Below are 13,703 nucleotides of genomic sequence, written 5' to 3'. Positions count from 1 at the left end.
AGCACGGAGACGGCTTTACGAGGTGCCCCAGGTTGGCGCGAAAGAGGAACGAAGCGTACTTGGGTACGCGAGCGACGAATGAACGCCAAGATGGGGTGGCTCGCAAAGCCGAACAGGTTAGTTGAGCTTAAGGGCCTTCTGGATGGGCATGTAGAGGGCGCCGACCAGAATGGCGTTAAACACGGCGGTCATGGCGACGACGGGCAGCATGGCTGCGGCGAGCTCGCCCACCACGCCGAGCATGGCCATCTTGATGACCATGAAGATAACGCCGGAGACAAAGGTGGTCACGAATGTTGCGACGATGGCGACGACGGGCTTAACCTGGCCGTCCTTGGCGGCGGCGTTGACAATGACGGCCATGAGCATGGCGGCGATACCCTCGGCGGCAAAATCGACAAACGGCGAGGTGGTGGTGATCTGGATCACGGCCGCTGAGATGAGGCCAATGACGAGCGCTTGGCCAATGTTGGGACGAACGACCAGGATGGTGAGGCAGAAGGCCGAGATGATGAACTCGGGACTGATCATACCGCCCGAGATGCCCGAGATTGCCTTGCCGACGGTGAAGTTGAGGATGAAGCCTGCGGCAAGCAGAATGGCGAGCAGGACAAGGGCGTGGATATCGAGTTTGCCGCGGTCGGCGGTCTGGACGGTGCGGGGCTGGGCTGTGGCGGTGGTGTTCTGAGACATGGTAAAAGTCCTTTCAAAAAGGGGAGTGTAAGAGAAAAACGGAGGCGCGTGATGCGAATGCGATCGGGCTCGAGATAGAAAAAGGCCCCCGGTCGAAACCGGAGGCCTTCCAATCACCTAGAGCGCAAAAACAGGCGTGAGGGACTCACTGTCGACCGATCGTATTCGCATCACGCCACCACCAGTTGTTGAGGGACTTCATTGTGTTCATCATCTTGGTGGCTCCTTTCGTGATGCCTTGGCGCGGTTGCACCTCGTTGCTGTTGCGCTGCACTATAGCACAGCGAAGTGTGTGCGGGGAAATCTTTTTTTGAAAAGATTTCGGCGGCGTTTCCTGCCGGTCAAAAGGGCAGGCTGAGCGGGCGGGATGACTCATGCGACCCCGCCCGTCTCTTGGAACGCGAGGGTCTTAGGCCTTCTTGCGGCGATAGAGCACGAAGCCGCAGACACCGATGATGACGACGGCGCCAACGGCCATGGCGGCCATGTTGTTGCCCTCGGACTTCTCCTCGGTCGCCTCTTCCTCAACCTCGGGCTCGGCAACGTCCTCATCGGAGAGGGCCTCGTCGGCGTAGGTGATGGACTCGACTAGGCAGTCGTTGTCGGCATCGTAGTCACTCGGGACGAACTTCTCGGAGAAGTCTCCCTTCTTGAGGTAGTCGCGCATCTCCTCGAGCATGGCCTTGCACTTGACGTAGGTGTTCTTGGTCGCTGCCTTGCCGGCCTTGTTGGCCAGGGCGGTGCGGGCCTCGGTGTCCTTGGCGGCCTGCATGGCCTCGTCGACGGTCAGGTTCTGCTCAATGAGCTCCTTCTGCAGGGCGTCGAGATAGGCGCGGACGCCGGTGGCGCAGCTGTCGCGGTTCTCATAGGCGAGCGTGTTGATGTCCATGAGGACGTAGTTGATGGAGTTCTTGGGCTCCTCGTTGTTCACGACGTCTTCCTCTTCACAGTGATCGAAGGAGACATCCTGATCGCTGAAGTAGGGGCTGACCTCGGTGAGCAGTGCGGAATAGAGGGGGATAGCGACGGAGAACTCGGCGTTGGAGAGCATCTCCCACTGGATGGTCGCGATTTCGGGGTCCATGCCGTGACGGATCTGGAAGGTGTGGATCTCGGTGTTGCGGTTGGAGCCGATGGCATAGGCGCCGTCGGTGTTGGCGTTGAGGCCGGCGACATTCTCGCCGCGAGCGGCGAAGGAACGAATCATCTCAAAGGTGTTCCAGTCGGACTTGCCGGGCTGGAAGAACAGCGGCTGCATCTCGTGGACCAGGGCGCCGGTCGTCGCACGAGCGTCTTCGCGCTCGTCCTTGACGATCTCATAGTCGGTGCCCTCAGCAAGCGGAGCCATGAAGTAATCGCGGCCCTGGACATAGCGCGACCACTGGTGCATACCGGCCTCGCTAATCTCCTCGCCGTAGGTCTTGGCGACGTCGAACTTGCCGTCGGTGTACTCGGCAAAGCCCTTCTCCTTAGGCATGGACTCGATGCCCTCGGAGTGGAGGCAGTTCTCGGTGTCGTCGAGGTCGACGTCATAGGTGAGGTTGCCGATGTTGGGGTTGAGTGAGGCAATATCGTCGGTGAGCCTCATAGCGATCCACTGGTGGCCGGAAAGCGCTGCAAACAACCAGGTCTCGTTGTTGTCGGCAATGATGATCTGGTCGTTGGAGCAGACGCCCTGCTCGTCAATCAGGCTGCCGAGGAGCTCGACACCCTCGCGGGCCGTGGCGCTCTCGCCCAGAATGACGCTGGCGTAGTTGTACTCGCCGATGCCGGTCTCCTCGGTGACGGGGTCGGCTTCCTCTGCCTTCTCGTTATAGGAGGTGCTCAGCGTGGCAGAGCAGGAAACGCCCTTTTCGTTGATGCCAGCCTCGGAATATGCGTCGTAACGATCTTCCCACTGAGAGGGGTTGTCGCGAACGAAGGTGTAGCGGTAGGTTGCGCCCTTGGACTTGTACTCAAAGCCGGACTCGACCGAGGTGTACTTGCTGCCGTCCTTGTGTGCGGGCTCGATGCCAAAGTGCTTGATGTAGCGCGGGCCGAAGTCCTCGGAGCGTCCGTAGTACGTGTTGCCGTCTGCCGTGAGCTGGCTGCCCATGTAGATCTGGGTGCAAGCGAGCGCCGAAGTCGGCATGGCCATAATGGCCGCTGCTCCAAATGCAAGGCCGCAGCCGAGCTTCTTGAGCGTGTTGACAGGATGAGTAAACCTCATGATCCCTCCCAACTGTTGAAACCCCGCGAAACCGTACGGAGTTTCAGCTAATAAATACATCTACTAGCCTAAAGGAAGTGTAAAGAGTATTCATTCGACAACAGCTTTTACTCGATGAGCGTGAAGAAATATACGATGAGCGGATAATAATACTCATTTTATTGCTTTAGTTAAATAAAGGCACCCTGCATTTACTGTAGCTGAATAAAGCGCCAGACAATGCTCAAAAAGAAAACTCTCCCGCTGTTTAGGATTTGCATAAACAACGGGAGAGTCGATAACTGGATGAATATCATACCAATGTGGATTTACTTCTTTCGGCGGTGGATCACATTGATGGCGTAACCAACGAGCATGGCCAAGACGATGACGATAAAGCCAATCAGGGGATTGTCGTTCATGGGGTCCTCCTATTTTCCGAGCGGTGAAAAATCGTCGACGATGAGGTCGAGACATTGCGGCAGCGCGCGAGCGCCAAAGACGCCGGAGTTGCTGGAGATGATCTCTCCATCGAACTGCATACCCAGCGATGGCGTGCAGGTGATCTTGGCTTCCTTGGTCTGGATGATCTTAAACTGCGGACGGCCGAGCACTTTGCCAGCGGGGTCGAGCGCGGCGGTAATTACCGTGGGGAGCAGCTGCATCGTGCGCACGGGCTCAATAACGACGATGTCGACCATGCCGTCGTCCATGCGGCAGTTGGGGAACAGGTTGATGTCGTTTTGGATGACCGAGGTATTGCCTGCCATGCAGCAGATGCCGTCGAGCTCCTCGACAATGCCGTCGTGCTCAATGGTAAAGTGCGCCACCGTGGGGTTGGGCGTGGCGAGCGCGGAGAGGAAGTAGGCGATCTCGCCAATGTCGTTTTTGGTGGGAGCGGCCTTCATCATGATCTCGGCGTCGAAGCCCGAGCCGGCGATGATGATAAAGCCGTGGCGCTTCTCGTTGCCGTTCTCGTCGAGCCAAAAGAGCTCACCCATGTCCACTTTGACCGTGCGGCCGTCGCGGCAAGCCTTGGCGAGTGCCGCCGCCTCGGGGGCATTGCCGATGTTGTTAAAGAACAGGCAGGCCGTGCCGGAGGGGAAGACAAGCGTGGGGACACCGCACCCGCGCATCTGGTCGAGCACGTTGGAGACGGTGCCGTCGCCGCCCGAAACGACCACGCGATCGAACTCGCGAACGTCCGCTACCGCGTCCTCGGGCTCCATGCCATCGCCGATAAAACGCATCACGACCTCGTCGCCGCCCTGCGCGAGGGCGTGCGTGAACGCGTAGATTTCATCTGAGCTGGGGCCCGATGCCGGGTTGTGGATGATAAGGCAGCGCATACTTACGTTCCCGTTCTGTGACTAACCGAGTATAGTTGTAGAGCAATGCTGATATCCTACCCGTGTTTTTCGGGCCTAACCTTATTCGATGGGTTGATATGTACATTTCCACACATCAGGCTCTGGTCGACTTTTGCCAGCGCGCCCGCGAGTTCGACGCGATCGCCGTCGATACCGAGTTTTTGCGCGAGCGCACGTTTCATCCGCGCCTGTGCCTGGTCCAGATTGCCACCCCCGCCGAGAGTGTCGCTGTCGATCCGCTGGTGATCGACGACCTGTCGCCGCTTGCCGAGCTTATGGCCGACGAGGGCGTGGTCAAGGTATTCCATGCTTGCTCACAGGACATGGAAGTTATGCTCCATACCGTGGGCGCACTGCCGCGACCGATTTTTGACACGCAGGTTGCCGCCGCCTTTTTGGGCGAGCGCCAGCAGATTTCGTATGGTGCGCTCGTTCAGACGTTCTGCGGCGTATCACTGCCCAAGACCGAGTCGCTGACCGATTGGTCGCGCCGCCCGCTGAGCGATAAGCAGATCGAGTACGCGATCGATGACGTCAAGTACTTAATCGTCGCCTATACCGAGATGATGAGCCGCCTGCGTGAGCTGGGCCGCGTGGACTGGGTGCTCGACGAGTTGCGTCCTTTGGCCGACGAGTCGCACTACCGCGCCGACCGCCATGAGGCATTCCGCAAGGTCAAACGCATCAACTCGTGTAGCCGCCATCAGCTGGGCATTGCGCGCGAGCTTGCCGCTTGGCGCGAGGACCGCGCCGAGCGTCGCAACATCCCGCGCAAGTGGGTCATGTCCGACGATACGCTGCTGGCCCTGGTTAAGCGCAATCCCGTGCGTGTCGAGGAGTTCCGTAGCATCCGCGGTACCGACCAGCTGGGGGAGCGCGACGTGGATGGCGCGTTGATGGCCATCAAGCGCGGCGCAAGCTGTCCGCACGATCGCCTGCCGCTCATGGTGCGCGGGCATCGCCAGATTTCGCCGGAGCTTGAGAGCGTGACGGATCTCATGTACGCGCTCATCCGCCTGGTTGCCGAGCGCTCGGGCGTGGCGACCTCGGTCATTGCCTCGCGCGATGACCTGGCCGACTACATTGAGCATCCTGAGCAAAGCCGTTTGCGCGAAGGTTGGCGTTTTGAGCTTGTGGGCTCGCGCCTGGACGATCTGCTTTCCGGCAACATGGGGTTGACGGTCAAAGATGGCAAAATTGAATTGCTGTAAGGAAGCCTAGCCGCTTGATTGGGTAGAATGCCTCCAACGTGTAATTCGATTCGGAGGAATTCGCATGCCCTATTACTATGGTTACGGCTTTGGCATCGACCCGCTGTACCTGCTGGTTGTCCTTGTTTGTACGGTGCTTGGTCTTGCGGCGCAGAGCTATATCAACTCGACGTACAAGACCTGGTCCAAGGTTCGCTCGGACGGCGACACGGGTGCCACGGTCGCTCGCCGCATGCTCGACGCCAACGGTTGCAACGCCGTGGGTATCAAGGGCGTTGCCGGTGAGCTCACCGACCACTACAACCCGCAGGATAACAACCTGTATCTCTCGGACGCTAACCGTTCGGGCGGATCGGTCGCAAGCGTTGCCGTGGCCTGCCACGAGGCGGGTCATGCCGCCCAGCGTCAGAGCGGTTACGCCATGATGAAGGTTCGCACCGCCCTGGTCCCGGTCGTCAACTTTACCCAGAACACCTGGACCATCGTGTTGCTCTTGGGCCTGTTTATGAACATCGCCGGGCTCACGACCCTCGCATTGATCTTCTTCTCGTTTAGTGTGCTGTTCCAACTCGTTACGTTGCCTGTCGAGATCGATGCCAGTCGCCGCGCCGTGGCGTATATCGAGCAGTCGGGCATGAGTTCCAAGCAGGTCAACGGTGCCAAGAAGGTGCTGACGGCAGCCGCGCTCACCTACGTGGCGGCGGCGCTCACCTCGATTATTCAGCTGCTCTACCTGATGGCCCGCTACAACAGAAACTCCAACCGATAACAAATTGGCTTGACAGGCGCCGCGGAGATTCTTGTCCCCGCGGCGCTGTACTATGTGTTGGACTTGAATCTGCGCAGGGTCGAAGCCCTTGTGCTCGATAACGAAAGGAGGCTGCGTGGCAGGCTGGAATCTAACCGGCAATGCCGTTTCCGCCGAGTTCGACGGTTCGGACGATCAGGAGCGCAAGGAGCTCAGCGTGAGCCAGGCAGTGGAGATCGCCGCCGGTGCGCTCGATGCCATTCCGCAGCTGAGCGTTCTGGGCGAGGTCACAGGTTTTCGTGGTCCTAACGCCCGAAGCGGTCACTGCTACTTCCAGATCAAGGACGACTCGGCCGCCGTCGACTGCATTATCTGGAAGGGCGCCTATCTCAAGCGCACCTTCGATCTGCGCGATGGCATGCAGGTGAGCTTTAAGGGCAGCTTCAATCTCTATAAGCCCACGGGTCGCATGAGCTTTGTTGCCCGCTCATTTTCGTTGGCGGGGGAGGGTCTGCTGCGTCAACAAGTGGCGCAACTGGCCGAAAAGCTACGCCGCGAGGGCCTGATGGACGAAGCGCGCAAGCGCCGCATCCCGGTGTTCTGCTCCCGCGTGGCGGTCGTCACCTCGCTTTCGGGTGCCGTAATCGACGACGTCAAGCGCACGTTGCGTCGTCGCAACCCGCTCGTCGAGCTCGTCTGCGTGGGCGCCAAGGTTCAAGGCGAGGGTGCGCCGGCCGAGCTCATCGAGGGCTTGCGCCGCGCCGCTTCCATTACGCCGGCGCCCGACTGTATTTTGCTGGTGCGCGGCGGCGGCTCCTTTGAGGACCTCATGACCTTTAATGACGAGGAGCTTGCCCGCGCAGTGGCGGCTTGTCCTGTGCCCGTGGTGACCGGTATTGGCCATGAGCCCGATACCTCGATTTGCGACATGGTGAGCGACCGTCGCGCCTCCACGCCAACGGCAGCGGCAGAATCGGTGGCGCCGGCTATGACGGAGTTGGCCGACGTGCTCGAGACGCGCCATCAGCGTCTGGGCGCCGCGATGGCTTCGATGATCGGGTCGGATCAGGTCGATCTGGAAATGCTCGACCAGCGCGGTCGTCGAGCCTGGGATGCCTATACGGCTCGTCTGGGCGACGCGCTCGATGCAGCCGCATGCCGCCCGTGCCTCAACGACCCCACGTTTATGGTCGAGCGTCGCGAGTCCGAGCTTGCCCTGACGGCCGATCGTCTGTCCGGCGCCATAACGCGTTCGGTTGGGGCCTTCCGCTCCAACTTCGAGCGTCTGCCCGAGCGCTTGATCGCAAGCACCTCAGGGCTCGATGGCAAGCGCCATGCGCTCACACTTGCGAGCTCCCGTCTGGAGCATCAGGGGCGCACGATGCTCAGCAAGCCTGCGTCCGACTTAGGCCGAGCTGCCGCGTCGCTCGATGCCCTGTCGCCGCTCAAGGTGCTTGCCCGTGGCTATTCCATCGCGTACAGCGATGATGGGGTGGCTACGACCGCCAAGACCTTTAAGCCCGGCGACGCCATCCGCGTGCGCATGGCAGACGGCAATGTGGCGGCAACGGTCGATGCGGTCGAGTAGGCCGCGTTACATAGCGATAAGCCTTTAGGAAAGGAAACAGATATGGCAGAGAAGACCCCGGTCGAGCAGCTTACGTACAAGCAGGCTTCGCAGGAGTTGGAACTCATCATCCGCAGCTTGGAGTCGGGCGATATGGAGCTCGAGGAGTCACTCGAGAGCTATACCCGCGGCGTCGAGCTCCTCAAGAGCCTACGCACCCGCCTGTCCGATGCCGAGCAGAAGGTCTCGGTGCTCCTTAAGGACGTCGACGGCAACGACGTGCTCGCCGACGGCGAGGCCGCCAACACCGACGACAAGCTTTCGTTCTAACCATCCCGACCAAATATAATTACCTTGGTCTGTGAGAAAGGAACCAGCCATGTGTGATTGCATCTTCTGCAAAATCGCCAACCACGAGATTCCCTCAACCGTTGTCTATGAGGACGACCAGGTCATCGCCTTCGACGACCTCAACCCCCAGGCGCCGGTCCACACACTCGTGATCCCCAAGAAGCACTACAGCGACATCGCCGACAACGTGCCCGCCGAGACCATGGGCGCCATGGCTCACGCCATCCAGGAGGTCGCCAAGGTCAAGGGCCTGGAGGACGGTTTCCGCGTCATCTCCAACAAGGGCGTCAACGCCGGCCAGACCGTCATGCACTTCCACATGCACGTCCTCGGTGGCAAAAACCTGGGCGAGAACCTCATCTGAGGACGCGTAGCCCGTCGACTTGGCTGCCTTTGGAGTAGTCTATGCAGCTTTCTCAACTCGAATACCTTCAAGCGGTAGCGAACTATGGCGGCGTGCGCAAAGCAGCTCGCGCCGTTCATGTGAGTCCGCAGGCCGTTTCGTCGGCAATCAAAAAGTTGGAATCTGAGTATCAGATTGTTTTGCTTGACCGATCGGCGGGTGAGGCTGTTTTGTCTTCGGCGGGCAGAGAATTTGCGCGTCGTGCACGCGTGATCCTGGCACAAGTCGACGATCTCAAAAAGTACGCTCAATCGAGGGACGACGGCGTCTCGCCCGACGGCCACTTTCGTCTTTACGCCCCCTGCCTTCATGGGCGGGGGCGACTTTTTGCCGAAAACTGGTATGACTCGTTTGAAAGCTCGCACCCTCATATTCACCTTGATGTGTGGCATCAGCCAACGGCTACATGCTTTGAATCACTTGTGCTTGGCATTTCGGATGCGGCCATCTCATTTGAGGAACCAAGGGATAGTGTCCTTTCTTCGAAATACTTGGGTGAAAAGGAGCTCAAGGTTCTTTCCTGCCCAGCGGGTCATCAATCCGTGGGCGCTATGACCGTTCGTGAGTTACTGGGCGGCAGGCTCGCTGTTCCCATTAATTTGTCACCCTGTCTCAATGCGATCAACCAATGCCCTGAAGCCCAGCTCGTCAATTTTCGCTTCCGTGATGTTGAATACGGAAGCAGGGCTCAGGCTGAGTTTCTTCAAGCCGGGGGATTGATATTGAGTTTGTCCGGGTCCTCTCTCGCATCGGATGGATCAGAAGTGAGTGAGTGCTCCATTGAAGGCTCGCGTGATGTAACCTTGCCTATCTACTTTTGCTATCGGCAAAATTCCTGGACTGATCGACACCAGACGGTTTTTCTGCACCTATTGCGTCATCTTGCTTCGCGAAATTAATTGGCTTCGAGACGTCAAGTGATTATTGACGCCTTGCAACACATAGCTGACAGCTTTGCCCTCATGCTTTTCCAAGATTCCGATTTAGATTGCTGACTCTTGGAGGGCGGAACATGAAAAACCGTACGGTTTTGCTTTATATGACGTTCGTTTTTCTGTCGAACTTCAGCACCATTTTGTATTTTCTGACGGTTTACCTTGAATTCGTCGGATTCTCGATGGTGGCGATTTCTAGCATGATGATTGCATATCAAGTGAGCAAGTTCATCCTTGAAGTTCCTACTGGCTATATTGCTGATAGGTTTGGACGAAAGACAAGCGGTCTCGTTGGCGTCGTGGGGATGCTTGGATACTACGCCGCCCTGCTTCTCGTCCGTTCTCCTCTGCTTTTAATCGGTGCGTTCGCTCTCAAAGGTTTTGCCGTTGCATGTCTGAGCGGATCCATAGAAGCGATTTACATTGACAGCGTCTCTCAGGACCAGCTCGTAAGACTTAATGTCGTTGAGCGATTTGTTTTCTATGCCTCTTATGCCCTCTCCGCTTGTGTGGGCGGTTTCATTTCGTCCGCTGGCGCGTATCTCATTGGGCTTTCGGTCGATATCATCACAATGGTGCTGACATTGGTTGTCGTTGTCTGTATTCCTGAGGCGAGAAGAGAGGGCGCTGCGGTGACACCTGGGCATGGAATGAGCCCGAAGATGATCGGTGCTGCTATTGCGGGTAATGGCATTCTTCGGTCAGCGTTCATCATGGACTGTTCTCAGGCATTTGCCTTCGTCGCCCTGGAAGACTTCTTCTCACTGTTGCTTGCAGGCCGCGGAATGAATGCCGTCGCTTCGGGCGTGACCATTGCGGTCCAGCTCCTTGCCTCCGCCTCCATAGGATTTATTGTGCCCAGTGTGATTGCTCGTGTCGACAAGGGCCGTTTTACGCGTATTTGCGGCATCATTCGCTTAGTATTGACAGCTTTGTTTTTGATTCCCCTTACTCCGGCTAATTTGCTGCCCGTGTTCTATGTGCTGCAGACGGTTGCGTACTCGTTGTTTGCCCCAATCAAATACTCGATTTTTCAAAATGCTGCCGATTCTTCGATGCGCTGTTCACTGATTTCGGTTCAAAGCCAGATGGTGGCGGTGGGTGCCATCCTTTTCTACCTGTTCAATGCTGCGTTGAGCAGCATCGCGGATATTCGAGTCATATTGCTTGTTGCGCTCGGGATTTCTTCTCTGGTGTATATCCCCGCGCTCTTTCGTCTTACAAGCCAAAGGCCATGAGTATTTAGGCACCGATAACTTATATATCAACGCAATAAACCCGAGCGCGAGGGCGTTTGGGTTTATTATTGAAGCGTATGTAACCTGGCGGCGCCACACCGCCTGTTAGTAGGGAGACACATGAACGTTCTGGTCGTCAACGCAGGATCTTCGACCCTTAAGTATCAGGTCATCGATACCAAGTCCCACAAGGTGTCCGCAAAGGGCTCCTGCGAGCGCGTCTGCTTCACCGGCGGTACCTTCACCCATGCTGCCAACGGTTCCAAGAAGGTGACCGAGAACATCGAGTTCCCCGACCACAAGGTCGCCATCGAGGTTGTCCTGAAGGACCTCGAGGCCAACGGCGTCAAGATTGAGGGCATCGGCCACCGCATCGTTCAGGGCGGTTGGTACTTTGGCGACTCCTCCCTCGTCGACGAGGACGTTCTCGCTAAGATCCGCGAGGTCGCCCCGCTCGCGCCGCTCCACAACAATCCCGAGGCCAACGTTATCGAGTTCTGCCTGGAGCAGTATCCCGACCTGCCCAACGTCACGGTCTATGACACCGCCTTCCACTTCAACATGCCCGAGGTCGCCAAGACTTACGCTCTGCCCAAGGACGTCTGCGACAAACTGCACATCCGTAAGTATGGCGCCCACGGCACCAGCTACCGCTACATTTCCAAGAAGGTCGCCGAGATGACCAACGGCGAGGCCCGCAAGGTCGTCGTGTGCCATATCGGCTCCGGCGCTTCCCTGTGCGCCATCGAGGACGGCAAGTGCATGGATACCACTATGGGCCTCACCCCGCTCGACGGCGTCATGATGGGCACCCGCTGCGGCTCCATCGACCCGGCTACCGTGTGCTACCTGCAGCGCGAGGGCGGCTACACCTTCGACGAGGTCGACGAGATGATGAACAAGAAGTCCGGCCTTTTGGCTGTGACCGGCGGCAAGACCAACGACTGCCGCAACGTCGAGGAGCTCGCCGCCGCTGGTGACCCCGAGGCTCAGCTTGCCTTCGACATGTTTGTCTACAAGATTGCCGCCAAGGCCGCCGAGATGGCTACTTCCATGTGCGGCATGGACACGCTCGTCTTTACCGCCGGCATTGGCGAGCACGCTCCGGCCGTTCGCGCCGGCGTGGCCGATCGTCTGGCCTTTATGGGTGTCAAGATGGATCACGCCCGTAACGCCCTGCGTGGCGACGGCGCTTGGTGCCTGTCCGCCAAGGATTCCAAGGTCAAGATTTTCGTCATCCCCACGGACGAGGAGTTCATGATCGCTTCCGACGTCGAGCGCATCGTCAACGGCAAGTAATTGCAAGAGGGGAGGGGCTGGACGACCGAGCGCCGTTCGGCCCCTCTTTTGTGCTCGTTGGGCGATATGCCTGATAGCTATTTATCAAGGTGTGATAACTTCTTATTAACATGCGGCCGCCTTAAGGGGTCTGCGCCGACCGTATCGCACTGCAAAGGAGTCTCATGAACGTACTTGTTGTCAACGCCGGTAGCTCAAGCCTTAAATATCAGCTTTTGGATACCGATACCCGCGAGGTTTTCGCCAAGGGCAACTGCGAGCGTATCGGTTCGGACATGGGCATCTTTGGCCACTCCGAGAACGGTGGCGCCAAGCAAACCGAGGAGGTTCCCTTCCCGGATCACCGTTCGGCTATCGCGCGTGTGCTCGAGGAGCTCGAGAAGACCGACTTTACGATCGATGGCATTGGCCATCGCATTGTTCAAGGCGGTTGGCACTTTAAGGATTCCGCGGTCGTCGACGACGAGGTCATGGCTAAGATTCTCGAGGTGGCCCCGCTCGCCCCGCTGCACAATTATGGCGAGGCCGCAGCAATCGAGTATTGCCGTGAGAAGTATCCGGAGCTGCCCAACGTGGCCGTCTTCGACACCTCGTTTCACATGACCATGCCCGAGGTTGCCTACACCTACGCCCTGCCCAAGGACGTGTGCGACAAGTACCACGTGCGCAAGTACGGCGCCCACGGTACGAGCCACCGCTACGAGTGGATGATGGCCAAGGAGATCCTGGGCTCGCGCTGCCACCGCCTGCTCTCGTGCCATTTGGGCAACGGCGCCTCGCTTGCCGCCATCGAGGACGGTGTATGCCGTGACACCACGATGGGGCTCACGCCGCTTGACGGCCTGATGATGGGAACCCGCTGCGGCTCTATCGACCCGGCTACCGTGTGCTACCTGCAGCGCGAGGGCGGCTACAGCTACCAGGAAGTCGACGACATGATGAACAAGCAGTCTGGTCTGCTCGCCATCTCGGGTATCTCCAACGACGCCCGCGACATTCGCACGCGCGCCTCCGAGGGAGATGAGCGCTGCCTGCTCGCCTTCGATATGTTCGCCTATAAGGCTATGCAGCAGGCCGGCTCCATGATCGCTTCTATGGCGGGCGTGGATACCATTACCTTCACTGCCGGCATCGGCGAGAACGACTGGTCGATCCGCAAGGCCTTCTGCGACTGCTTTGAGTGGTTGGGCGTGCGCATCGACAACAACAAGAACCGTGAGGCCGTGGGCAGCGGCCCGCAGGTCATCAGTGCCGCCGGTTCCGCCGTCACGGTCATGGTCATCCCCACCGACGAGGAATACATGATCGCCCACGACGTCGAGCGTCTGACCAAGAACAACTAACGCGCGCATTTACAAGTAAACGAAAGGCCTCCAGAGCAACAGCTCCGGAGGCCTTTTTACTAGCAGGCGGAAATACCAGTCCCAAAGTGACCATCGCCAGCAACGCTTGCGCCCCTAGCAACGGCACCCATCCATTCAGATCTTCAGCCCCAGCTCGTAGTCAAGCCGCCGTCCACTCCAGATGCCCTGATTGCTACGTAGCGGCAGGGACCCTACAGGGTAAAGCTCTGAAAACATTCCGCACTGATATTTTCTGTATTGAAGACGTCGATGATGCGCCCGTATACCATTGACGTCGACACCATCAGACGCGGTCCGCGCGGTGACCCCACATTCCGCTGGCGCCCACAGGGCTGC

At 58.4% G+C, this 13,703-nt stretch carries 12 protein-coding genes; 9 read left to right on the top strand and 3 right to left on the bottom strand.

The genetic code is table 11. The annotated features are described in order from the left end of the window. Positions 1-117: 117 nt before the first annotated feature. The 3 genes from AAAX73_RS08310 to AAAX73_RS08300 form a co-directional block, all read right to left on the bottom strand. A complete protein-coding gene (locus AAAX73_RS08310) occupies positions 118-693 on the bottom strand; it encodes a hypothetical protein (RefSeq protein WP_343007021.1) in 576 nt (191 codons plus the stop codon). A gap of 409 nt (positions 694-1,102) precedes the next feature. Then, entirely contained in the window at positions 1,103-2,902 is a 1,800-nt protein-coding gene (locus AAAX73_RS08305) for a C69 family dipeptidase (RefSeq protein WP_343007020.1), read from the bottom strand. Positions 2,903-3,312: 410 nt separating this feature from the next. Beyond that, positions 3,313-4,230, bottom strand: a complete 918-nt coding sequence (locus AAAX73_RS08300; protein ID WP_055252351.1) for a diacylglycerol kinase family protein — start codon at positions 4,228-4,230, stop codon at positions 3,313-3,315. A 98-nt stretch (positions 4,231-4,328) separates the two neighbouring features. On the opposite strand from AAAX73_RS08300, the gene rnd reads away from it, so the two are divergent. The 9 genes from rnd to AAAX73_RS08255 all read left to right on the top strand — a co-directional run bounded on the left by rnd (position 4,329) and on the right by AAAX73_RS08255 (position 13,346). Then, positions 4,329-5,462: a ribonuclease D gene (rnd, locus tag AAAX73_RS08295; protein WP_117745907.1), complete on the top strand. Its 1,134-nt coding sequence runs from the start codon at positions 4,329-4,331 to the stop codon at positions 5,460-5,462. Positions 5,463-5,526: 64 nt separating this feature from the next. Continuing rightward, the gene (locus tag AAAX73_RS08290) at positions 5,527-6,231 is read left to right on the top strand and encodes a zinc metallopeptidase (RefSeq protein WP_118081779.1); all 705 of its coding nucleotides are present in this window, start codon (positions 5,527-5,529) and stop codon (positions 6,229-6,231) included. A gap of 115 nt (positions 6,232-6,346) precedes the next feature. Further along, complete coding sequence (gene xseA / locus AAAX73_RS08285; RefSeq protein ID WP_349125606.1) at positions 6,347-7,798, top strand: exodeoxyribonuclease VII large subunit; 1,452 nt, start codon at positions 6,347-6,349, stop codon at positions 7,796-7,798. A gap of 42 nt (positions 7,799-7,840) precedes the next feature. Then, entirely contained in the window at positions 7,841-8,107 is a 267-nt protein-coding gene (gene xseB / locus AAAX73_RS08280) for an exodeoxyribonuclease VII small subunit (RefSeq protein ID WP_055252347.1), read from the top strand. Positions 8,108-8,156: 49 nt separating this feature from the next. Continuing rightward, the gene (locus tag AAAX73_RS08275; RefSeq protein ID WP_022094103.1) at positions 8,157-8,492 is read left to right on the top strand and encodes a histidine triad nucleotide-binding protein; all 336 of its coding nucleotides are present in this window, start codon (positions 8,157-8,159) and stop codon (positions 8,490-8,492) included. 41 nt (positions 8,493-8,533) lie between these two features. Then, a complete protein-coding gene (locus tag AAAX73_RS08270; protein WP_055252345.1) occupies positions 8,534-9,430 on the top strand; it encodes a LysR family transcriptional regulator in 897 nt (298 codons plus the stop codon). 113 nt (positions 9,431-9,543) lie between these two features. After that, positions 9,544-10,704 (top strand): MFS transporter, encoded by a 1,161-nt coding sequence (locus AAAX73_RS08265; RefSeq protein WP_055252344.1) that lies wholly within the window; start codon positions 9,544-9,546, stop codon positions 10,702-10,704. 120 nt (positions 10,705-10,824) lie between these two features. Next, on the top strand, positions 10,825-12,003 hold the full coding sequence (locus AAAX73_RS08260) for an acetate kinase (RefSeq protein WP_055252343.1): 1,179 nt from the start codon (positions 10,825-10,827) through the stop codon (positions 12,001-12,003). A 164-nt stretch (positions 12,004-12,167) separates the two neighbouring features. Next, positions 12,168-13,346 (top strand): acetate kinase, encoded by a 1,179-nt coding sequence (locus tag AAAX73_RS08255; RefSeq protein WP_055252342.1) that lies wholly within the window; start codon positions 12,168-12,170, stop codon positions 13,344-13,346. Positions 13,347-13,703 lie beyond the last annotated feature (357 nt).

It is taken from the genome of Collinsella sp. CLA-ER-H9 (assembly GCF_040092295.1).
In the GTDB taxonomy this organism is placed as follows: Bacteria; Actinomycetota; Coriobacteriia; order Coriobacteriales; family Coriobacteriaceae; genus Collinsella.
The sequence above is the reverse complement of the archived record's forward strand: the minus strand, read 5'-3'. Positions and strand labels throughout refer to the sequence as shown.

Coding starts and splice junctions, on each gene's coding strand:
- AAAX73_RS08265 (WP_055252344.1), top strand. CDS start 9,544: ATGAAAAACCGTACGGTTTTGCTTTATATGACGTTCGTTTTTCTGTCG.
- AAAX73_RS08310 (WP_343007021.1), bottom strand. CDS start 693: ATGTCTCAGAACACCACCGCCACAGCCCAGCCCCGCACCGTCCAGACC.
- AAAX73_RS08255 (WP_055252342.1), top strand. CDS start 12,168: ATGAACGTACTTGTTGTCAACGCCGGTAGCTCAAGCCTTAAATATCAG.
- AAAX73_RS08300 (WP_055252351.1), bottom strand. CDS start 4,230: ATGCGCTGCCTTATCATCCACAACCCGGCATCGGGCCCCAGCTCAGAT.
- AAAX73_RS08305 (WP_343007020.1), bottom strand. CDS start 2,902: ATGAGGTTTACTCATCCTGTCAACACGCTCAAGAAGCTCGGCTGCGGC.
- xseB (WP_055252347.1), top strand. CDS start 7,841: ATGGCAGAGAAGACCCCGGTCGAGCAGCTTACGTACAAGCAGGCTTCG.
- AAAX73_RS08260 (WP_055252343.1), top strand. CDS start 10,825: ATGAACGTTCTGGTCGTCAACGCAGGATCTTCGACCCTTAAGTATCAG.
- AAAX73_RS08275 (WP_022094103.1), top strand. CDS start 8,157: ATGTGTGATTGCATCTTCTGCAAAATCGCCAACCACGAGATTCCCTCA.
- AAAX73_RS08290 (WP_118081779.1), top strand. CDS start 5,527: ATGCCCTATTACTATGGTTACGGCTTTGGCATCGACCCGCTGTACCTG.
- rnd (WP_117745907.1), top strand. CDS start 4,329: ATGTACATTTCCACACATCAGGCTCTGGTCGACTTTTGCCAGCGCGCC.
- AAAX73_RS08270 (WP_055252345.1), top strand. CDS start 8,534: ATGCAGCTTTCTCAACTCGAATACCTTCAAGCGGTAGCGAACTATGGC.